Raw genomic sequence first — 20,464 nt, 5'->3', positions numbered from 1 at the left:
CCGCCGGGTCGCCCGGTCCCTGTCGACCGACCACGCGCTGCTGGCGGCTCAGCTGGTGAGGGCTCGGCTGGTGAGGGCTCAGCTGGTCGCGAAGGCGGCCAGGCGACGGGCGTCGACCTCGGCGGCCAGCGCCGGGGCACGCTCCAGCGCCTCCGGATGACCGCAGCTGGCCAGCCAGTTGGCCAGCATCAGATGGCCGCCCTCGGTGAGTACCGACTCGGGATGGAACTGGACGCCCTCGATCGGCAGGCTGCGGTGGCGCATTGCCATCACGATGCCGGAGCCGGTCCAGCCGGTGACCTCCAGCTCGTCCGGCAGCGTCTCCCGCAGCACCGCGAGGGAGTGGTAGCGGGTCGCGGTGAACGGGTCGGGCAGGCCGGCCAGGACGCCGGTGTTGTCGTGCCGGACCGGTGAGGTCTTGCCGTGCAGCAGCTCGGGCGCGCGGGTGACGGTGGCGCCGAATGCCTCGCCGATCGCCTGATGGCCCAGGCAGACGCCGAAGATCGGCAGCTTGCCGGCGTACTCGCGGATCACGTCCAGGCAGATGCCGGCCCGGTCCGGGCTACCCGGTCCGGGGGAGAGCAGGATCCCGGCCGCGCCGACCCGGCCGACCTCGGCGATGTCGATCTCGTCATTGCGCCGTACGTCGCACTCCACACCGAGTTGACCGAGGTACTGCACCAGATTGAAGACGAACGAGTCGTAGTTGTCGATCACCAGGACGCGCATCGGCCTCACTCGTCCTCACCGGGTGGCGGGGTGTTGTTCCGTTCGGTGTCGTACGGCAGCTCGTGCTCGTCACCGGGCGGGGCGTCGTCGGCCGGATCCTCGCCGGGCCCGACGTCGCCGGGCGTACCCGGCACCTCGGAGTCCTGCTGGGTGACCTGCACGTCCTCGCCGGTGAAGGGCAGCAGTGGTCCGGCCCAGGGGAACACCACGTACCAGAGCAGCGCCACCGCCGTGGTGGCGAGCAGCAGGCTGCCGACGAGCTTGCCGGGCAGCCCGAAGGGCAGCTTGCGCCAGATCCACGCGTACATGTCGTCAGGTCCCCAGCTCAGCCGGGCGTCCCTCGTCCTTCGACTGGGTACGCGTCAACTCTGCGTGGATGATCAATCGTTCGTAGTTGTCGAACTTCGGGTTGCAGGTGGTCAGAGTGAGCATCCGCTTGGTCGGCTTCACCCCGGGGCGCCCGGGTACCGGAGCCACCACCTCGACCTGGTTCGGCTTCACGATCAGATTCTCGGTGACCTGGTAGACGTACCACTCGTCACGGCCCTGGACGATGATCGGGTCGCCCTTGCGAAGCTCGTCCAGCCGCCAGAAGGTGGCCCGGTTGCGGTGCCCGGCCACCGAGAAGTTGCCCACCTGACCCGGCAGGGCGCTGTCCGGGTAGTGGCCGGGGGCGTACCGGATGTCCTTCTGGGTGACGCCCTCGACGACGACCCATTCCTTGTCGAACTTCGGGATGTAGAGCCCGGCGATCGGCTTGCCCTGGACCGGTGGCTTGGGTGCGGCGGAGGCGGACGGGGTCGCCGAGGGCGCCACCGTGGGATCGCCCTCGGGCCCCCACGCCTGGGCCAGCTGCTGGCTCAGCTCGTCCTGGTGGGCGTCGACGATCGCCGACTTGCCCCAGATCTCGTAGCCGGCGAAGAGCAGCACCACCAGGCCGAAGGTGATCAGCAGTTCACCGCCGAACCGCAGACCGGTGCGTACCCGCGACCAGAACGACGGACGGGTCAGCTCCGAGTAGACGCTCTTGTATCCCTCGCCGGTCTGGTGTGCGCGCAACTGCACCACCCGGTCGCCGCGCCGCGGCTTGGGCGGCTCGGCAGGTTGCGCCGCGCCGTCTGGCTCCGCGGTCTTCGGTGGCCGGGGTACCGCGCCCATCAGGGCGGTCGAGTCGAGTGGGGGTGGGCTACCGTGCCGGGCGCCGGTGACCGCCGGGATGAGGGCGGTGGCCGCGTCATCGGTCCGCGAATCACCTCCGGCCGGTGTGGCTGGTTGCCCGGTGGTTCCGGCCGGTCGTGCGGGGCCGGGGGGCTGGTTGCTGCTCGGCCCGACCGGGTTGGCCGCGACGGCGGGCTGCTGGTTGTTGCTCGGCCTGGCCGGGTTCGTCGCGGCGGTGGGCTGGTTGTTGGGGCCGGTCGGGTCGGTGCCGGGCGCGGGCTGGGTGCCGGGCGCGGATGCTCCGACGGCCGATCCGGGCCGGGTGGGATCCCCCGGCCTGCTGGCGCTCGGTGCCGGGCCGGCGTTCGATGGTGCGGTGCGGTGCGACGACGGGCCGCCGGCCGGGGCGTTGATCGTCGGCATCAGGGCGGTGGGGCCCTCGACCGACCAGCCGGCCCGCTCGGCGGCGTGGTTCGCCGACTGGCGGCCCGGCTCGATGCCGGCGCTGCCACGGCCCTCCGCTGCCCTGTTCGGCGTCGACTGCTGGATGCCCGACGGGTCGCCGGCGGGAGACGGGCCGCCGAACCCGGGCGTGGACTGCCCCTGAGGCGGCCGCCCGCCCTGGGCCGCTGACGCGGTCGGCTGGGCGGTGGGCACACCGCCCAGCGGCCGGTGACCGGGCAGTGGTGACGTGTGCTGCGCCGCCCACCCCGAATGCTGCGCCGGCTGTCCGTGACCCGGCCCACCCGGTGCTCCCGCACCGGGTGCGGCGGGGTTGGCCGGCGGCGTGGCCGACCGCAGGGTCGCGGCGCCGGGGTCACGCCGGTCGGCGACCGGCGGTTGCACACCGGGCCACTGCGGAACGCCGGAACCGGTGGCACCCGGTTTGCCCGGCGCGGCGACGGCCGGGCCCGGTGCGGACTGGCCGGGTGCGGACTGGCCGGGCGTACCGGCCGACCTGGCGTTCGGGCCGGGTGTCCCGGCACCGTCGACGGGCGGGCCGGACTGCATGGCGCCGGGCCGGTTGCCGTCGGGCTGGCCCGGCCCGACCGGGCGGCTCGGCTGGAAGGCTCCCCGCCACGGCGTGGGCCCTACCGGGATGTCCGGCTGGCCGGAGGGCAGCGGCACTCCGTTGTCCCGGTCGGTGCGACCGGTGTGCTGCCGGTGGCCGGTGCCCGCGTTGCTCCGCTGCTCCGTGAACGCGTTCCACTGGCCCGCCCCCGCCGGATGGCCCGGGGCGGCGGCGGGGGCCGGGTGGCCCGGGGCCGGGGTGGGCTGCGACCCGGCCGGGGCATCCCAGCGGTTCGGCGTCGCCGGGCTGTCGCCGCGTTCGGGGACCGCGTGCCGGGGCGGCACCGGTTCGGGCCAGGCACCGGCGGAGCGGGCCGGTGGGTTGGTCGGCTGGGTGCGCTCGATCTTCGGAAGGAACGCGGTGGCGTCGTCCGCCTGCCGCTCGCTCATGACGCCCTCACTTCGGCACCGTGGCCGAGCGCAGGGTGGTGGAGTCCTCGAAGGCGGGCACGGTGACCGTGGAGACACGCTCGGAATAGCCGAGTTGGTAGCTGTCGACCGCGTCCTTGAACCACCGGACTCCCTCTGAAGCGGCGAGGGCCTGCCGGAGGGCGGCGGGATCGCCAATTGCTACGATCTTGAAAGGTGGGGAGTACACCCGGCCGTGCAGCAGCAGGGTGTTACCCACGCAGCGTACCGCGCTGGTCGTCAGAACGCGGACGTTCATGATTGACATGGCCTCCGCGCCACCGGCCCAGAGCGCGTTCACCACCGCCTGGACGTCACCCTGGTGCACGACCAGATCGTCGTTGCTGGCCCCTTCCGGCAGCTTGTCGAGTTGGGGCGCGTCGTTGAGCTCGACCGTCATCCCGAGACCGGTGAGGGCGGTGAAGCCGGCGGCGGCGCGGTTCTCGGCGGCCCGCTCCTGCTGCTCCCTGATCGGGGCGTCCGAGCCGGCGAGGTCGGCGGTCCGACTCTCGACCTCCCGGCGTAGCGCGGCGGCCTGTTCCTCGTGCGCGGCGACCCGGTCGCGGCGGTCCTCGATGAGTTCGGTGAGCTGAGGACGGCGGTCCTCGCGCAGCGCGGTGCCGCCGGCGGTGGTGGCGGTCGTGGTGAACAGCAGGCCGGCCGCGGCGGCGATCAACGGTACGCCGATCGACCACCCCGGTCGGCGCTGACGCGGTCGACCGGGCAGCAGGCCGGCGACGAGCCGCCGCAGCACCTTCTGCCACGAGGCCGCGCCGGAGGTGTACTCCACGGACCGTTCCCCCTGTCTCCGGCTCCGACGACCGCACCGTACGGTCGCAAGCCGCTGCCGTCCTGCCATCCGATTCCGGGTCGACCGGCACTGGTCTGGCCCCATTCATGGCCTGGACGGGTCTTCCGGACTACGCTAGCTGTCGAACATTATTGGCCATGGACCGTCGCCCTCGCGCCCGGTTGTCAGGCCGGACGAGGTCGTAACCCCTCTGGAGAGCGTCGTGCCCAAGTCTCAGGTCCGCAAGAAGAAGGTGTACACCCCACCCACGGACGTCCGCCCGACGACGACAGCGGCGTCCCGGAAGCCGAGCCCGGTCTGGCTGCCCGCCACGGCCGTGTCGCTGATCGCCTTCGGCATCGCGTGGCTGGTGGTCTACTACCTTTCCGAGCAGCAGTACCCGGTGATGGAGCTGGGGTACTGGAACCTGGCGGTGGGCTTCGGCGCGATGGTCGCCTCCCTCATCCTGCTCTCCCGCTGGCGCTGACCAGCAGCTCACCCGCCGCCGCCGCGACGCACCGTCGGGGGCCCGACCGGGCGAAAGTCGGGCTCGCCTCCTAAGGTGTGCGCAGGGCGGCGTGGCCCGGGTGCGAGAAGACTCACGTTACTGCTGGGTAACCTTGCGCGTAGGCTGCACTGCATGACCGAGTAGAGCTAGGTCATCGACCGGTCCGGTCGAGGTGCGGCGGCAGCGGCGTGACCGATCGCACCCCGACCCGGTCGCCGAGCCGCTCGCCAGGCAGCAGACCGGGAGGCCAACTCGATGGGCAGCGTCCAGATCGTCACCACGATCCTCGCGGCCGCAATCACCGCCGTTGCGGTGTGGCTTGCGGCGCGCGCGGTCATGAAGATGACGGCCGTGATCCGGCTCGGTCAGCCCGATCCGTCCCGGTTCGGCGACCAGGCCGCCCGAACCAAGACCATGCTCGCGGAGACCGCCGGGCACACCCGGATGCTGCGCTGGAGTGTGGTGGGCGCGGCGCACTGGTTCGTGATGGTCGGCTTCCTCGTGCTGTCGCTGCTGGTGCTCGAGGCGTACTTCGAGGTGGTGTCGCCGACCGGCGGGCTGCCGCTGATCGGCGGCTGGACGCTCTACGGGCTGGTCACCGAGTGGATCGGCATCCTCGGCATCGTCGGCATCGTGGTGCTGATCGCGATCCGGCTGGCCAACCGGCCGAACCGGGCCGGTCGCAAGTCACGGTTCACCGGCTCGACCATGTGGCAGGGCTACTTCGTCGAGGCCGTCGTCCTGGCCGTACTGATCATGGGTTTCCTGATCCGCGGCTTCAAGGTGGCCACCGATCACTTCGAGTACCCGGCCTGGGCCACCCCGCTCAGCCACGCGGTCGGCTCGACGCTGCCCGACTGGGCGTCCGGCGTCAGCATCGCCGCCCTCGTCAAGATCGCGATCTCGATGACCTGGCTCATCGTGATCTCGCTGAACGTGACCATGGGCGTCGCCTGGCACCGCTTCCTCGCCTTCCCCAACATCTACTTCAAGCGCAAGCCGGGTGCCGCCGGCTCCGGCCTCGGCCCGCTGCGGCCGATGATGAGCGGCGGCAAGCCGCTCGACTTCGAGGAGGCCGACCCCGAGTCCGACCAGTTCGGGGTGGCCCAGGTCGAGCAGTTCACCTGGAAGGGCCTGCTGGACTTCAGTACCTGCACCGAGTGCGGTCGCTGCCAGTCGCAGTGCCCGGCGTGGAACACCGGCAAGCCGTTGTCGCCGAAGCTGCTGGTGCTCAGCCTGCGTGACCACGCGTACGCCAAGGCGCCCTACCTGCTGGCCGGCGGCGGCAAGGACCTGACCGGCGAGGAGAAGGCCACCGCCGCGCAGCTCGCCCACGTCGACGTACTGGCCCTGGCCGAAGCGGAGAAGCCGCTGATCGGCGACGCCGAGTCCGGCGGCGTGATCGACCCGGACGTGCTCTGGTCCTGCACCACCTGTGGCGCCTGTGTCGAGCAGTGCCCGGTGGACATCGAGCACGTCGACCACATCGTGGACATGCGCCGCTACCAGGTGCTGATCGAGTCGAGCTTCCCGTCCGAGGCCGGCGTGATGCTGCGCAACCTGGAGAACAAGGGCAACCCGTGGGGTGCGCCGCAGAACACCCGGGAGGACTGGACCAAGGGCCTCGACTTCGAGGTGCCCCGGGTCGGTGAGGTCGAGGACTTCGAGTACCTGTTCTGGGTGGGCTGTGCCGGCGCGTTCGAGGACCGGGCCAAGAAGACCACCCGGGCGGTGGCCACCCTGCTGCACGAGGCCGGTGTCTCCTTCGCCATCCTCGGTGAGGGCGAGACCTGCTCCGGCGACCCGGCCCGGCGGATCGGCAACGAGTTCGTCTTCCAGATGCTCGCCCAGCAGAACGTCGAGACCCTGAACGACGCGTTCGAGGGGCGGGAGAAGGCCAACCGGAAGATCGTCGCCACCTGCCCGCACTGCTTCAACACCCTCGGCAACGAGTACGGCCAGCTCGGCGGCGAGTTCGAGGTGGTGCACCACACCCAGTTGCTGGCCCACCTGGTCGCCACCGGCAAGCTCACGCCGGTGCAGCCGGTCGAGGGCGGCGTCACGTACCACGATCCCTGTTACCTGGGCCGGCACAACCGGGTCTTCACCCCGCCGCGTGAGGTGCTCGGCAGCGCCATCGCAGGCGGCGCCGGCCAGGCCGGCTCTGCCGCCGGTCTCGTCGAGATGCCGCGCAACAGCGAGCGTTCCTTCTGCTGCGGCGCCGGTGGCGCCCGGATGTGGATGGAAGAGCGGATCGGCAAGCGGATCAATGTGGACCGGGTCGAGGAGGCCATGTCCACCGGCGCCCGGACCGTCGCCGTCGGCTGCCCGTTCTGCTCGACGATGCTCAACGACGGGGTGAACGGCAAGGACGCCGGCGAACAGGTCGAGGTGGTCGACGTGGCCAGCGTGCTGCTGCGGTCGGTCAAGCCCGAGCAGGCCCGGGGCGCCGAGGAGAGCGAGCCGGTCGCCGGCTGACCCGTACCACGTCACGACCCGCGGACGGCACCGGAGCAGGTGCCGTCCGCGCTCGTTTTTGCATTGGCGGGCGTAACTGTAACGAAAGGGTCGACACCCTTTGTGTGCGTCCCGTCGCGCAGACGTGAATGGGCCGATGGTCGCCTTGATTCCGCACCGCGGCTTCCCTAATGTGGGGCACCGACCGCCGTGGGTCGTCTGTCCCGCCCCCAACCGCCCGCGGGGCGCCCGGTGGTCGGTTGCAAAGGAGTCGGTGCCGGTGGCAACCATGCCCCTCCAACGCCACGTGTCCGGACGTTCCCGCCGTCCGGGTGGCCTGCGCCGGGCTGCCCGCCGTCTGGTCGTTCTGGTGGCTACCGCCACGGTCGGCGCTGGCCTGCTCGTCGCGCCGGCGTACGCCGCGCCCTCGGTGGAAGAGATCGAGCGGCAGATCGACAAGCAGTGGCAGCAGCTCGAACCCACCATCGAGCAGTACAACAAGGTGCGGTCCCAGCTGAAGGTCAACCGGCAGAAGTCGGGTGACCTGCAGAAGAAGATCCAGCCGCTGGCCCTGGAGGCCGAGTTGGCGATGAACCGGGTGGCCGACCTGGCCTCCCGGTACTACGTCAGCGGCCCCTCACAGGAACTCGGCGCGGTGCTGCTGAACGCCAAGCCGGACACGCTGGGCGAGCAGATGGCCTTCCTGGAGCGGCTGGCGGCGTACGAACGCCGGCAGCTCGACGACGTGATGAAGGTCCGCAAGAAGTACGACGACCAGAAGGCCAAGCTCGACGCCCTGATCGCCGACCAGGAGACGAAGGAAAAGCAACTGGCGGCGAAGAAGAAGCAGATCGACGCCGAGATCAAGCGGCTTGAGCGGTCCCTGCCGAAGACCACGGTCAAGACGACCAACTGCCCGACCATCAACGGGGTGGTCAGCGCGGCGGCTCGTACCGCCATTCGGGTGGCCTGCGAGCAGGTCGGCAAGCCGTACGTCTGGGGTGCCACCGGCCCGAACTCGTTCGACTGCTCCGGTCTCACCCAGTACGCGTACAAGGCCGCCGGCATCTACCTGACGCACTTCACCGGTGCGCAGTGGAACGAGGGCAAGGCCATCGCCCGGGCCGACGCCCGCCCCGGCGATCTGGTCTTCTTCCGTAGTGACCTCAGTCACGTCGGGATCTATCTGGGCAACAACACGATGGTGCACTCGGCCCGGGCCGGCGTACCGGTCAACGTCTCGCCGATCACGACGATGCCGGTCGCCGGGTTCCGTCGACCCGGCTGACGGCTGGCTGAGCGCCCGCGCAGGAACGCCACGAAGGCCCCTGGTCAAGCGACCGGGGGCCTTCGCCGTTGTCGGATTTATGCACAGAGCGTGATGGCGTGGATGTGTTGCGTATCGACGTCGGTCGTCCCTACGCTGGGCAATCGTCGGCCGCTGGCAGTTCCGCCCAACAGGGGTGGTGACGGTCCGACACCGCCGAGTCACAGCAGTGAGCCGGGGACCCGGGAACCTGGGGTGAATCCGCGACCATCGCGGTAGGGCGACCCCTTCCCGCCCGAACCCGTCAGCTAACCCGGTAGGCGGTATGGGAAGAAGGAGTACGGAGCCCGGTGGCACACCATGCCCCGCGGCCACCGTCATCGCGGCCGGTGACACCCGGCCCGACGGCGGCTGCGCCGCGATCCCGCTGGTACCGCTGCACCACCGCACTCGCCGCCCTGACCGTGACCGCCGTCATCCTGACCGGCGGCGCGACGGCGGCTCACGCCGACCCGACAGTCGACGAGATCGAGCGCCAGATCGACGCGGACTGGAATCGCCTCGAACCCGTCATCGAACGACACAACGCGACCCGCCAGGACCTGGCCGTGAAGCGGCGGGAGGCCGACGCCCTGGCCGCCCGGATCGCACCGTTGCAACAGCAGGTCGACGCCGCGATGGCCCGGGTCGGTGCGCTGGCCGCGCGGGCGTACAAGGGCGGCAGCGTACGGGCGGTCAACGCCCTGCTGGGCAGCGGGTCGCCCGGCGAGGTGGTCGAGCAGCTCGGCCTGCTCGACCGGTACGCCCACTACCAGCAGCAGGACGTACGGCAGGCCAGCGAGCTGCGCGACGAACTCGTCGCGGCCAGGAACGTGCTGGAACGCACCATCGCCCAGTTGACCCGCACGGAGACCGAGCTGGCGGCGAAGCGACGGCAGATCGACGCCGAGATCGACCGGTTGCAGCGGCTGCGGCTGCGGGCGTACGACAGCGGCGGCGGTGGCCCACTGCGGCCGGCGCCCTGTCCGGCCAGCTACCCGGGTGGGGCAGCCGGCACTGCGGTCAAGTTCGCCTGCGCGCAGATCGGCAAGCCGTACGCGTGGGGTGCCGAGGGGCCGAACGCGTACGACTGCTCCGGCCTGATGCTGGCGGCCTGGGCGCGGGCCGGGGTGCTGCTGCCGCACAACGCCGCGCGGCAGCGTCAGGTCACCGCGTCCGTCAGCCGTGCCGTGCTGCGCCCGGGTGACCTGGTCTTCTACTACCGCGACCTGCACCACGTCGGGATGTACGTGGGCGATGGTTGGGTGGTGCACGCATCCCGCGCGGGGCAGCCGGTCAAGATGAAGCCGCTGGACAGCAGTCCGATCCACAGCTTCGGCCGACCCGGTTGAGCGTCGGGTGGCGGGTCAGCGGGTCGGCCAGGTACGCCAGTTCTGCCAGGCGCGGCTCGGCGTCGGGCCGCGCTGGCCCTGGTAGCGCGAGCCGTAGACGGCCGACCCGTACGGGTGCTCGGCGGGCGAGGAGAGCCGGAAGATGCAGAGCTGACCGATCTTCATGCCGGGCCAGAGGGTGATCGGCAGGTTGGCCACGTTGGACAGCTCCAGCGTGACGTGCCCGGAGAAGCCGGGGTCGATGAAGCCGGCGGTGGAGTGGGTGAGCAGACCGAGCCGGCCCAGGCTGGACTTGCCTTCGAGGCGGCCGGCGAGCTGGTCGCCGAGGGAGATGACCTCCAGTGTGGAGGCGAGTACGAACTCGCCGGGGTGCAGCACGAACGGCTCACCGTCGGGCACCTCCACCGGTGAGGTGAGGTCGTCCTGCCTGGTGGCCGGGTCGATGTGTGTGTAGAGGTGGTTGTTGAACACCCGGAACAGCTTGTCCAGGCGTACGTCGATGCTGGACGGCTGCACCAGCGTGGGGTCGAACGGCTCCAACGCCAGGGTGCCCGCCTTGATCTCGGAGACCAGGTCGCGGTCGGAGAGCAGCATCGCCACACCATACCGATATGGCTGACCTGCGTGTCGGACTACCTGCTTAGAACGTATGTTCGATAGAATGTCGGCATGGCTTCCTGGTCCGAATTCGCCGCTGACGAGCCTCGACTCGCCGACGGGATCCGCCTTCTCATGCAGCAGTACGGCCCGGGCTTCGGCTACCTGGCCACGGTTCGCGCCGACGGTGGGCCCCGGGTGCACCCGGTCTCCCCGGTGATCACCGACGACGGTCTCTTCTGCTTCGTGATCGACTCACCGAAGCGGCGTGACCTGGAGCGCGACGGGCGCTACGCGCTGCACTCCTTCCCGCCGGAGGAGAGCGACGACGAGGCGTACGTCGCGGGCCGGGCCTGGCCGGTCACCGACGACGCCACGGTGGCCCGGTTGGCCCTGGCCGCACGGGCCGCGCCGCTCGCCGACTGGCGGTTGTTCGAGTTCTCGGTCGACGTGGCGATGCTCTCGCGTCGCGGGCACAGCAGCGCCGGTTCGGCCGATCCGGTCGGCGGCCCGGCCGTCCAGGTCTGGCTCGATCCGGTCGGAGCCACCCCGCAGGCGCAGCGTCCGGTCCCGTTGGCGGCGGCCCACTCCGCCCGACGCGCCGCCTGACGTCGTCCGTCACCTGACCCCGGCGCGCGGGTCAGCGTCCGCGCGGCTCCCGGCAGAGATCCTGGTGCGATCGGTCCTCGTCGGAACACGATCGCACCAGGATCTGCAAAGTGGCCCGGCTACGCTCGGTAGGTGTTCCAGGCGTTGATCATCCGGGTCGCCTGGCCCGGGGTGAACTGGTACATGCACGAGTCGTACGAGTAGTCCATGAAGTTGGTGATCGGGTCGAGGCCCGGGCTGGAGCAGGTGTCCCGACCGGTGGGGCAGCCGCTCGCCGGTGACGCCTCCGCCGGGGTGTCCGCGACCTGGTCGCCCTGGCCGGAGCAGCCACCCTGGAAGGTGTGGTACAGGTTCAGCCAGTGCCCGACCTCGTGGGTGCCGGTGTCACCCTGGTTGTAGTTGGTGGCCGTGCCGCCGGGCAGCGACTCGCTCAGCACCACCACGCCGTCCATCACGTTCAGGGTGGTCTGCGGGAACGTCGCCCAGCCGAGCAGGTTGTTGCTCAGCGCACCGAGGTAGATGTTGAGGGTTCCCTTGTTGCCCTGGCGGAGTTGGGTCTTCATCTGCCGTTCGGCGGTGGTGCCCTGCCGGATCGGGTACCACGACGTGTTGGTGACCCGGTTGATGCTCTGCAACTGGAACGCGAACGCGGTGGCCGCCCCGCCCGTCGCCCCGCTGAACGACTGGTTGAGCACGTTGATCTGCGACTGGATCATGGAGTCGGGGATGTTTCCACCGGTCCGCGTGGTGTCGCGCCGGATCACGTGCACCACCACCGGGATGGTGACCGAAGCCGCAGCGGCCTGCACGCCGAGCGTACGCTGCCCGACCCGCTTGGCCCGCTCCTGGAGCAGGTCGGCGAACTCGGACTCCCGCTGGCGCACCTGGGCCATGGTCAGCTCGTTCGGGTCGTGTTCGACGACGACGCCGTCGCCCCGGACCCGGGCCGCGGTGCCGGTCTCGTCCACGCACTCCTCGTCGGCGTGGGCGGCGGCGGCCACGGCGGGGCTGGCGGTCGTGTTGGCGACGGGGAGCAGGCCGACCGTGGTCACGCCGAGGACCACGGCCAGCGATGTCGATGCGATGCCGGCGAGGCGCCGGTTCAGCAGGACGGGACGGAGTCCCATAAGCCCACCCTCTTTCTGTCGACGCGACCGGGGGTTGTGTCGCGTCGTGCCGAAAACGTGGGGCAGACGTTACAACCCATCGACGGATTTGAACATGGGCATATGTTGCGGGAATGAAACTTCCTGCCGGGCCGCTGCCCGCCCCCGGTCCGGGGTGCCTGGGTGCACCGGGCCGGTGACTCAGGTACAGTGATCCCGCTTGCGGGTGTAGTTCAATGGCAGAACATCAGCTTCCCAAGCTGACAGTGCGGGTTCGATTCCCGTCACCCGCTCCAACGTGAAGCCCAGGTCAGGAATCGTCCCGGACCTGGGCTTCGTTCGTTTCCGCCGCTTCGTGGGCCGGCTGCGCCGCTGCCGGCCCGATCACCATCCGGTTCCGTCGGGTCGGTGCGGTCCGCCCCGGTCGGAAAGCAGGCTGGCTCGGAGGCTCGGTCAGAGGGCGCCGGTCGAGCCGTCGGTCAGTTCTCGGAGGATGTCGGCGTGGCCGGCGTGTCGGGCCGTTTCCTCGATCATGTGCACCAGGATCCAGCGCAGCGACACCTCACCGAGCTGCGGTTGCGGCGCTACGTGGTCGAGGTCGAACCGCGCGGCCACCTCTCGGGAGCGGACGCACTGCGCCTCGTAGGCCGCCGCGAGCCCCTCGACGGTCTCCCCGTCGGTCAGGGCGAAGCTGGCCGCCGCGTCCTCCGGCGAGGTGAGGTGGACCTCGCCGGGGCCGGGATCGAGCAGCGCCGGGAACCAGTTCCGCTCTACGAGGGTGAGGTGTTTGATCAGGCCGGCGAGCGTGGTCGCGGACGGCACCAGCCGGTGGGTGGCGTCGGCCTCGGAGAGCCCACGTAGCTTCCGCAGTACCACGGCACGGTGGAAGTCGAGGAAGGATTCGAGCACCGCGCGCTCGTCGCCCGTGCGCGCCAGCACCGGCCCGAGTGTGGGATCGATATGCATCTCCACCATTCTCGGACCCTAGCGTCAGCCCCCGCCGCCCGCTGCCCCACGTCGCCGAAGCCCCGTTGATCATGAGGTTGGCGGCAGTCGGGGAGATCAACATCGCCGCCAACCTCATGATCAACGGGAGCGGAGCGGGGTGGGGTGGGTGGAGCGGGGGTGGTGGGGGTGGGGGGTGGTTAGGGTGCTGGTGTGGGTGCGATCAAGCCTTGGCACTTGTTCCTGCTCAGCCTGTGCTGCCTGCTGCCGATAACGGCGGCGGTGGCGGCTGGCGTCTGGGCGAGCCGACGCAAGCGTGGGCAGGGCTGACTCCGCGCGGCGCCGGTCGGGGCGGATCGGAGCCGTACCCTGGCGGGCATGCGGATTGGCATCGTGATTCTGCCCGATCAGCGCTGGTCGGTGGCCCGGCACCGCTGGCAGCAGGCCGACGAGTGGGGCTTCGACCATGCCTGGACGTACGACCACCTGGGCTGGCGGGATCTGGTGGACGGGCCGTGGTTCGACTCGATGGGTACGTTGACCGCCGCCGCGACGGTCACCTCCCGGATCCGGCTCGGCACGCTGGTGGCGTCCCCGAACTTCCGGCACCCGGCGGCGTTCGCCCGGCAGGTGACCGCGCTCGACGACGTCTCCGACGGGCGGGTGCTGCTCGGGTTGGGGGCGGGCGGCATCGGCTTCGACTCGGCGGTGCTCGGCGGCGAGACGCTGCCGCCGCGGCAGCGGGTGGACCGGTTCGCCGAGTTCACCGAGTTGCTCGACGCGATCCTGCGGGAGGACGGCACCACCTGGCGGGGTGACTGGTTCGCGGCGGTGGGCGCCCGCAACAACCCCGGCTGCGTGCAGCGACCTCGGGTGCCGTTCGTGATGGCCGCCAACGGTCCGCGGTCGATCCGGCTGGCCGCCCGGTTCGGGCAGGGCTGGGTGACCTACGGGGCGGGCGGCGACGATCTGGACGGATGGTGGGCCGGGGTCGCCGAGCTGGCGGAGCGGCTCGACACGACGCTGGCCGCCGAGGGACGCGAGCCGACCGGCCTGGACCGTTACCTCTCGCTGGACGGGGCACCCGTCTTCTCGCTGAGCAGCGCCCAGTTCTTCGCCGACCAGGTCGGTCGGGCCGCCGAGCTGGGCTTCACCGACGTGATCACGCACTGGCCCCGGGAGAGCAGCTGGTACACCGGTGACGAGGCGGTCCTGGCGGACGTCGCCACCCGCCTGCTGCCCGAGCTGCGCGGCTGACCGGAGGGTTGGAGGGTCGCGTCAGGTGCCGAGGTCGCCGGTGGCGACACCGCCGGCACCGGCGGAAACCAGCCGGAAGCGGACGCAGACGACCTCGGTGGTGTCGGTGACCGGAGTGCCGAGCCGGGCCCAGTAGGCGGCGTGGCCGGCGCGCCACTCCTCGATCGAACGCTCGCCCTCGCCCTCCGCACGCGCGAACTCCCAGGGAACTTCGGCAAACCGGGTCACCTGCACACCGGTCACCTCGACGACGCCGACCAGCGCGTCCTGGTCGTCGACGAGGGCCAGCCGCTCGCCGACCTGCTCCAGTTCCTCGCCCTCCGTGGCGTACTCGTCGAGCAGCCCGGCGGTTGCGGTCTTCAGCCCGTTCAGTACCAGGGTGTTGAGGTTCGCGCGCAGCTCGCCGGGGGTGCCGAGGGCAAGGGTGCGCAGTGCGCCGATCCGTGGCCACATCCTGTCGAGGGTACCGGCCGGTCGGCGAGCGCCGGGTGACGCTTCGGTCATGCCGCCACGCCCTCCCCGGGGGTACGGTCGATGCCCGACAAGAAGGAGATGTCCATGGCGGACCGACGTGCGGTGCTCATCCCGGGCCGGGGTTACGACACCCGGTACCCTCTCTTCCTCTACCTGGGTGAGGCGCTGCGCCGGGCCGGCTTCGGGCTGCACGGGATCTCCTGGCAGGTGCCGGAGGACTTCGATGTGGAGACCATCGGCAGGTGGGTCTGCGACCAGGTGGCGCCGACCCTTGCCGAGCGCACCGACCTGCTGGTCGGCAAGTCGCTCGGCACGCTGGCCGCACCGCTGGCGGTCAATCGGGGGCTGCCCGCCGTCTGGCTCACCCCGCTGCTGCACCGAGGCGAGGTGGTCGACGCGCTGCGCCGCGCCACGGCACCGTTCATCCTGGTCGGCGGTACGGCCGACTCGTCCTGGGACGGCGCGACGGCCCGCCGGCTGACCCCGCACGTGCTGGAGATCCCGGGCGCCGACCACGCGTTGATGGTGCCGGGTCCGCTGGCCCGCTCCGCGGAGGCGCTGGGCCGGGTCTGCACGGTGGTGGAGGACTTCGTCCGCTGAACGGCCCGGCCTGAACGGCCCGGCCTGAACGGCCCGGCCTGAACGGCCCGGCCTGAACGGCCCGGCCTGAACGGCCCGGCCTGAACGGCCCGGCCTGAACGGCCCGGCCTGAACGGCCCGGCCTGAACGGCCCGGTCCGGTGGCCGGGCGGACGCCCTGCCGGGCCTGGACGTCGTTGGCCGCGCGGACGATCACGGCCGGCCCGGCCCAGTGGCCCGTTCAGTCCGGCAGGTCGGCATCGGTCAGCAGGCCGTGGACGCGTAACTCGGTGGTGACGGCGGGCGGGCAGGCGGCGACCACGGCTGAGGTGCCCAGCGGCTCGGCACCTCGGGCGGCACAGATCTCGTACACGGCGCGGACCTGGGCGGCGGTGGCGACCCAGTCGTCCACCAGCAGTACCCGGTCGCCCGGGCCGAGGTGCCGGTCCCGGATCGCCAGGTCGACGCTGCGGCCACGGAAGTCGGGTGGGCTCTGCGCCCAGGTCAGCGGTCCGGCCGGTAGTCGACCGTCGCCCGGCTTGTGTGCCGGGACGAATCCCACGCCCAGCGCGGTGGCGGCGAGCGGGCCGAGCAGGAAGCCGGTGACGGCCGGCGCGACGACCACGGTGGGCCGGGCCGACCGGAAGGGCGCGACCAAGGCGGGACCGAGCGCCGCGAGGACCACCGGATCCCGCCACCAGCCGGTCACGTCGCTGACCAGGTGACTCGTCTCCGGTCCGGGATCGACCCAGGCGAACAGTTCGACGAGGCGTCTCCTCAGCGCGGCGGACATGCCTCCATCCTCCGCTGTCCAGGAGCCGGCCGATGGACCGGGCGGCGGACCGGGCGGCGGACCGGGCGGCGGGCCGGGGCGATGGACCGGGCGGCGGGCCGCGCGGACCAGCACGGATCGGATGATCGGCTTCACGTATCACCGCAATTGCGGCCATATCATCATGATCACGTTGACTTCCGAAGTGCTTCTCTCGTTATGGTCCGACCCGATTTGATCCGCAGAGGAAAGGACCGGGCCGGTGACAGGTAGGCACACCCGTACCCGCAGGATCACGTCGCCGGCCGGTATCACGGCCAGCGCCGTGGTGGCCGTCGCTCTCGCCGTCGGGGGTACCGTCGGCGCCGTACGACTGACCGCCGGATCGGAGCCGGTCCGGCCGGCGGCGATCGACCTCTCGCCCACCCTGGACCCGGCCGACCTGGCGAGCGGATCGCCGAGCGTGAGCGCCAGCGCGTCGCCGAGCCCCACCTCGTCGCCGAGCGCGAAGGCGAGCCCGACGCCGAGTCGCACCGCCCAGGCGGCCTCGCGTGGCAAGCCGCGTACGTCCAGCCCCACGCCGACGCCGACGGCGAAGAAGACGACCGCGCGCCCGGTGGTCGACACCGGCTCGTGCGGCGCCTCCTTCTACTGGCAGGGCCAGATGACCGCGAACGGCGAGACGTTCAACCCGGAGGCGATGACGGCCGCCCACAAGACGCTGCCGTTCGACACCAAGGTCCGGGTGACGAATCCGGCCAACGGAAAGTCGATCACCGTCCGGATCAACGACCGGGGGCCGTTCATCGACGGACGTTGCCTGGACCTGTCCCGGGCCGCCTTCGCCGAGATCGCCTCGCTCGACCTCGGTCACATCGAGGTCCGGTACGAGGTGCTCGGCTGAGCCGGTGCGGGCCGGCGATCGGCTTCGCGCCGCGATCCTCGCGGCCAGATCCCGCTCGTACTACGGGCCAGGTTCGTTCTTTCGTTCAGGTCCATCGGGCATGCTGTCGGATGTACGTACGCGACTCCTCCAGCCGGGCCGTAGCCCGCTGAGCCCTGGATCCCGCGCCGGCCTCGGCGCGGCCCTCGTCCTGCTCGGGATCGTCTCGGCGGTGGAGTTGGCGGACGGCCGCGCGGCGAACTATGTCGCCTTGATGGCCGCCGCCCCGTTCCTGGCCGCGGCGTTGGCCTCCTGGCGGGTGGTGCTCGGGGTCGGTGCCGCCGCGTCCCTGCTCGGGGTCGCCTTCGCCCTGGCCGAGCCGATGGTGGCGGTCTCCACCGCGGTCGCCGTGGTCGGCATCGTGCTGGGCACCGGGATCGCGGCGGTGGTGGCCTCGGTACGGGAACGGCAGGCCCAGCAGATCGCCGAGTTGTCCAAGCTCGCGGCGGTGGCCCAGCAGGCGGTGCTGCGCCCGCTCGGCCCCCGGGTCGGTGCCCTGTCGGTGGCCGGGCGGTACATCTCCTCGAAGGCCACCGCCGAGATCGGCGGCGACCTGTACGAGGCGATCGAGACCCCCTACGGCGTACGCATGATCATCGGAGACGTGCGCGGCAAGGGCCTGGAGGCGGTCCGGCTGGCCAGCATCGTGTTGGGCTCGTACCGGCACGTGGCGTACGAACGGGCCGACCTGCGGGCCGTGGTGGCGGACCTGGATCGCGCGGTGGCCCGCAACGTCGGCGACGAGGACTTCGTGACCGCGGCGCTGGTGGAGGAGCGGGGCGGCACGCTCACCATCGTGAACTGCGGCCATCCGGCCCCGCTGCTGCTCCGCGGTGGCGCGGTGATCTCGCTCGAACCGCCGGCTCCGGCGCCCCCGCTGGGGTTCATGCCGGTGGTCCGGACCCGGGTCGAGCGGTTGGAGCCGGGCGACCGGCTGTTGCTCTTCACCGACGGGCTCGGCGAGGCCCGCCGGGACGGCGAGTTCTTCCCCACCGCCGACCGGGCCTGGCGCCTGCTCGGCCACGGTACGGTCGCCGACGGGCTGGCCTCGCTGGAGACCGCCCTGGTCGAGTGGGTGAACGGCCGGCTCGACGACGACATCGCGCTGGTGTTGATGGAGTACACCGGTACGCCGAGCGCCGCGACCGCGGCGGTGCCGAGCTGGGAGGTCGGCGCGACGGAGGGCTGACCGGCCCGCCGGAGCGGCACCCGAACCACAGGTGTGTAATCGCCGTCACTTCGGTCGGCGGCTTGTCGCTGTCTACCCATGAGTAATACAGTCGTGGTTACTGATCGGTAACACCTGTCCGGAAGCGGGGCCAGCGACATGACCCACTACAAGAGCAACCTTCGGGATCTCGAGTTCAACCTGTTCGAGGTCTTCGGAGCGGACCGGGCGTTCGGCCAGGAGCCGTACTCCGAACTCGATGTCGACACCGCGCGGAGCTTCCTCGCCGAGATGGACCGGCTGGCGCGCGAGGACCTGGCCGCCAGCTACACCGACAGCGACCGCAACCCACCGGTCTTCGACCCGGCCACGCACACCGCGCCGCTACCGGAGTCGTTCAAGAAGTCGTACCAGGCGTTCATGGATTCCGAGTTCTGGCGCCTGGACCTTCCCCCGGCGCTGGGCGGCACCAACGCGCCGCGGGCGCTGTGGTGGGCCCTCGCCGAGCTGGTGCTCGGCTCGAACGCCCCGGTCTGGATGTACGCCTCCGGCCCGTCCTTCGCGCACGTGCTGCACGTCGAGGGCACCGAGCGGCAGAAGAAGTGGGCCAATCTGTTCATCGACAGGCAGTGGGGCTCGACCATGGTGCTCACCGAGCCGGACGCCGGTTCGGACGTCGGCGCCGGGCGGGCCCGGGCCATCCCGCAGCCGGACGGCTCGTGGCACATCGAGGGCGTCAAGCGCTTCATCACCTCCGGTGAGCACGACCTGAGCGACAACATCGTCCACTACGTGCTGGCCCGTCCGGTCGGGGTCGAGGGCGTCGGTGGTCCCGGCACCAAGGGGTTGTCGCTCTTCGTGGTCCCGAAGTTCCACTTCGACGAGAACACCGGCGAGTTGGGCGAGCGCAACGGCGTCTACGCCACGAACGTCGAGCACAAGATGGGCCTGAAGGTCTCCAACACCTGCGAGCTGACCTTCGGTGAGCACGGCGTACCGGCCAAGGGCTGGCTGATGGGCGACAAGCACGACGGCATCCGGCAGATGTTCATGATCATCGAGTACGCCCGGATGCTGGTCGGCACCAAGGCCATCGCCACCCTCTCCACCGGCTACCTGAACGCCCTGGAGTACGCCAAGAACCGGGTGCAGGGCGCCGACCTGATCCAGCAGACGGACAAGACCGCGCCCCGGGTCACCATCACCCACCACCCCGACGTGCGTCGCTCGCTGCTGCTGCAGAAGTCGTACGCCGAGGGGCTGCGGGCGCTGGTCTGCTACACCGCCTCCTGGCAGGACAAGGTAGCCATCGCCGAGGCCGCCGGTGACGAGCCGGCCACCAAGCTCGCCAAGCGGGTCAACGACCTGCTGCTGCCGCTGGTCAAGGGGGTCGGTTCGGAGCGGGCGTACGAACTGCTCGGGCACGAGTCGCTGCAGACCTACGGCGGCTCCGGCTTCCTCCAGGACTACCCGCTGGAGCAGTACGTCCGGGACGCGAAGATCGACACGCTGTACGAGGGCACCACGGCGATCCAGAGCCTCGACCTGATCTTCCGGAAAATCGTCCGGGACAACGGCAAGGCGCTGATGGCGGTGGCCGGGGAGATCCAGGAGTTCATCACCAGCGAGGGCGGCAACGGCCAGCTCAAGCAGGAGCGGCAGGCGCTCGGCAAGGCGCTCGCCGAGATCCAGGCCATGCTCGGCGTACTGACCGGCTGGCTGGGTGCGGCGCAGGGCGGCGACACCCGCGCGCTGTACAAGGTGGGGCTGAGCAGCCGGCGCTTCCTGCTGGCGATCGGTGACCTGGTCGTCGGCTGGCTGCTGCAGCGGCAGGCCGAGGTGGCGCTGCGCGCGCTGGCCGGCGAGGTGTCAACGGCGGACCAGGCGTTCTACACCGGCAAGGTGGCCGCCGCCCGGTTCTTCTCCCGCGAGGTGTTGCCGCGCATCGGTGCCGACCGGCGCATCATCGAGGGCGCCGAGCTGGACATCATGGACCTTCCGGAAGACGCCTTCTGACCCGGAGCGCGACCTCGGCGGCCGGCGGGTATCAGCCCGCCGGCCGCTTTCGTCGTCGCCTGGCGGGCCGACGACCCGACGGCGGAGGGATGGGTGGTTTGCCCCGCCCCGCTGGGATTCATTGGTTTCTGCTGCCCTGGGACTCGCCCGGCGGCGAGGATCCGCCCGCCGGGCGGGCACCGTTCGCGCCCGGCGCGGCGCCGTGTCGATCCGGGCCGAG

19 protein-coding genes, 1 tRNA gene and 1 riboswitch are annotated in these 20,464 nt (G+C 71.1%); of the genes, 11 read left to right on the top strand and 9 right to left on the bottom strand.

Features of this window, described 5'->3' with window-relative positions; translation table 11 throughout:
• Nucleotides 1–78: 78 nt before the first annotated feature.
• From D2L64_RS11165 to D2L64_RS11150, 4 genes are read right to left on the bottom strand one after another with little or no spacing between them, the layout of a single operon-like run.
• Nucleotides 79–729, bottom strand: coding sequence for an aminodeoxychorismate/anthranilate synthase component II (locus D2L64_RS11165; protein WP_119575094.1), 651 nt, complete (start codon nucleotides 727–729; stop codon nucleotides 79–81).
• A 5-nt stretch (nucleotides 730–734) separates the two neighbouring features.
• On the bottom strand, nucleotides 735–1,037 hold the full coding sequence (locus D2L64_RS11160) for a hypothetical protein (RefSeq protein WP_119575092.1): 303 nt from the start codon (nucleotides 1,035–1,037) through the stop codon (nucleotides 735–737).
• Nucleotides 1,038–1,041: 4 nt separating this feature from the next.
• Nucleotides 1,042–3,348: a class E sortase gene (locus D2L64_RS28485; RefSeq protein WP_407663085.1), complete on the bottom strand. Its 2,307-nt coding sequence runs from the start codon at nucleotides 3,346–3,348 to the stop codon at nucleotides 1,042–1,044.
• Nucleotides 3,349–3,355: 7 nt separating this feature from the next.
• Nucleotides 3,356–4,156 carry a DUF881 domain-containing protein gene (locus D2L64_RS11150; protein ID WP_119575091.1) on the bottom strand — a complete coding sequence of 267 codons (801 nt, stop codon included), beginning with the start codon at nucleotides 4,154–4,156 and terminating at the stop codon, nucleotides 3,356–3,358.
• Between the two features lie 223 nt (nucleotides 4,157–4,379).
• On the opposite strand from D2L64_RS11150, the gene D2L64_RS11145 reads away from it, so the two are divergent.
• The 4 genes from D2L64_RS11145 to D2L64_RS11130 all read left to right on the top strand — a co-directional run bounded on the left by D2L64_RS11145 (nucleotide 4,380) and on the right by D2L64_RS11130 (nucleotide 9,779).
• Entirely contained in the window at nucleotides 4,380–4,643 is a 264-nt protein-coding gene (locus D2L64_RS11145; protein WP_119575089.1) for a cell division protein CrgA, read from the top strand.
• Nucleotides 4,644–4,919: 276 nt separating this feature from the next.
• Nucleotides 4,920–7,142: a (Fe-S)-binding protein gene (locus tag D2L64_RS11140; protein WP_119575087.1), complete on the top strand. Its 2,223-nt coding sequence runs from the start codon at nucleotides 4,920–4,922 to the stop codon at nucleotides 7,140–7,142.
• A 253-nt stretch (nucleotides 7,143–7,395) separates the two neighbouring features.
• Nucleotides 7,396–8,409, top strand: a complete 1,014-nt coding sequence (locus tag D2L64_RS11135) for a C40 family peptidase (RefSeq protein ID WP_119575085.1) — start codon at nucleotides 7,396–7,398, stop codon at nucleotides 8,407–8,409.
• Nucleotides 8,410–8,592: 183 nt separating this feature from the next.
• Nucleotides 8,593–8,726: riboswitch (cyclic di-AMP (ydaO/yuaA leader) on the top strand.
• A gap of 51 nt (nucleotides 8,727–8,777) precedes the next feature.
• On the top strand, nucleotides 8,778–9,779 hold the full coding sequence (locus tag D2L64_RS11130) for a C40 family peptidase (protein ID WP_233558907.1): 1,002 nt from the start codon (nucleotides 8,778–8,780) through the stop codon (nucleotides 9,777–9,779).
• A 15-nt stretch (nucleotides 9,780–9,794) separates the two neighbouring features.
• Here D2L64_RS11130 and dcd read toward each other — a convergent pair whose 3' ends face one another.
• A complete protein-coding gene (gene dcd / locus D2L64_RS11125; protein WP_119575179.1) occupies nucleotides 9,795–10,373 on the bottom strand; it encodes a dCTP deaminase in 579 nt (192 codons plus the stop codon).
• A gap of 75 nt (nucleotides 10,374–10,448) precedes the next feature.
• On the opposite strand from dcd, the gene D2L64_RS11120 reads away from it, so the two are divergent.
• Nucleotides 10,449–10,985 (top strand): pyridoxamine 5'-phosphate oxidase family protein, encoded by a 537-nt coding sequence (locus tag D2L64_RS11120; RefSeq protein WP_119575081.1) that lies wholly within the window; start codon nucleotides 10,449–10,451, stop codon nucleotides 10,983–10,985.
• A 119-nt stretch (nucleotides 10,986–11,104) separates the two neighbouring features.
• On the opposite strand, the gene D2L64_RS11115 is transcribed toward D2L64_RS11120, so the two are convergent.
• Nucleotides 11,105–12,112: a zinc metalloprotease gene (locus tag D2L64_RS11115; protein WP_119575079.1), complete on the bottom strand. Its 1,008-nt coding sequence runs from the start codon at nucleotides 12,110–12,112 to the stop codon at nucleotides 11,105–11,107.
• Between the two features lie 201 nt (nucleotides 12,113–12,313).
• On the opposite strand from D2L64_RS11115, the gene D2L64_RS11110 reads away from it, so the two are divergent.
• A tRNA-Gly gene (locus tag D2L64_RS11110) sits at nucleotides 12,314–12,387 on the top strand.
• 157 nt (nucleotides 12,388–12,544) lie between these two features.
• On the opposite strand, the gene D2L64_RS11105 is transcribed toward D2L64_RS11110, so the two are convergent.
• A complete protein-coding gene (locus tag D2L64_RS11105; RefSeq protein WP_119575077.1) occupies nucleotides 12,545–13,066 on the bottom strand; it encodes a DinB family protein in 522 nt (173 codons plus the stop codon).
• Between the two features lie 348 nt (nucleotides 13,067–13,414).
• On the opposite strand from D2L64_RS11105, the gene D2L64_RS11100 reads away from it, so the two are divergent.
• Complete coding sequence (locus D2L64_RS11100; RefSeq protein ID WP_119575075.1) at nucleotides 13,415–14,293, top strand: LLM class flavin-dependent oxidoreductase; 879 nt, start codon at nucleotides 13,415–13,417, stop codon at nucleotides 14,291–14,293.
• Between the two features lie 21 nt (nucleotides 14,294–14,314).
• Here the strand turns inward: D2L64_RS11100 and D2L64_RS11095 are convergent, their stop codons facing one another.
• On the bottom strand, nucleotides 14,315–14,746 hold the full coding sequence (locus D2L64_RS11095) for an ASCH domain-containing protein (protein WP_119575073.1): 432 nt from the start codon (nucleotides 14,744–14,746) through the stop codon (nucleotides 14,315–14,317).
• A gap of 105 nt (nucleotides 14,747–14,851) precedes the next feature.
• Between D2L64_RS11095 and D2L64_RS11090 the strand changes: the two genes are divergently transcribed.
• Nucleotides 14,852–15,367 carry an alpha/beta fold hydrolase gene (locus D2L64_RS11090; protein ID WP_119575177.1) on the top strand — a complete coding sequence of 172 codons (516 nt, stop codon included), beginning with the start codon at nucleotides 14,852–14,854 and terminating at the stop codon, nucleotides 15,365–15,367.
• 219 nt (nucleotides 15,368–15,586) lie between these two features.
• Here the strand turns inward: D2L64_RS11090 and D2L64_RS11085 are convergent, their stop codons facing one another.
• A complete protein-coding gene (locus tag D2L64_RS11085) occupies nucleotides 15,587–16,138 on the bottom strand; it encodes a phosphoribosyltransferase (RefSeq protein ID WP_119575071.1) in 552 nt (183 codons plus the stop codon).
• Nucleotides 16,139–16,379: 241 nt separating this feature from the next.
• Between D2L64_RS11085 and D2L64_RS11080 the strand changes: the two genes are divergently transcribed.
• The 3 genes from D2L64_RS11080 to D2L64_RS11070 all read left to right on the top strand — a co-directional run bounded on the left by D2L64_RS11080 (nucleotide 16,380) and on the right by D2L64_RS11070 (nucleotide 20,244).
• Nucleotides 16,380–17,021, top strand: coding sequence for a septal ring lytic transglycosylase RlpA family protein (locus tag D2L64_RS11080; RefSeq protein ID WP_119575069.1), 642 nt, complete (start codon nucleotides 16,380–16,382; stop codon nucleotides 17,019–17,021).
• A gap of 100 nt (nucleotides 17,022–17,121) precedes the next feature.
• The gene (locus D2L64_RS11075) at nucleotides 17,122–18,249 is read left to right on the top strand and encodes a PP2C family protein-serine/threonine phosphatase (protein ID WP_119575067.1); all 1,128 of its coding nucleotides are present in this window, start codon (nucleotides 17,122–17,124) and stop codon (nucleotides 18,247–18,249) included.
• 138 nt (nucleotides 18,250–18,387) lie between these two features.
• The gene (locus tag D2L64_RS11070; RefSeq protein ID WP_119575065.1) at nucleotides 18,388–20,244 is read left to right on the top strand and encodes an acyl-CoA dehydrogenase; all 1,857 of its coding nucleotides are present in this window, start codon (nucleotides 18,388–18,390) and stop codon (nucleotides 20,242–20,244) included.
• The last annotated feature ends 220 nt before the right edge of the window (nucleotides 20,245–20,464 follow it).

Source organism: Micromonospora radicis, from assembly GCF_003583405.1.
Lineage (GTDB): Bacteria > Actinomycetota > Actinomycetes > Mycobacteriales > Micromonosporaceae > Micromonospora > Micromonospora radicis.
Note: the sequence above shows the minus strand (reverse complement) of the source record. Positions and strands in the feature narration are given on the sequence as shown.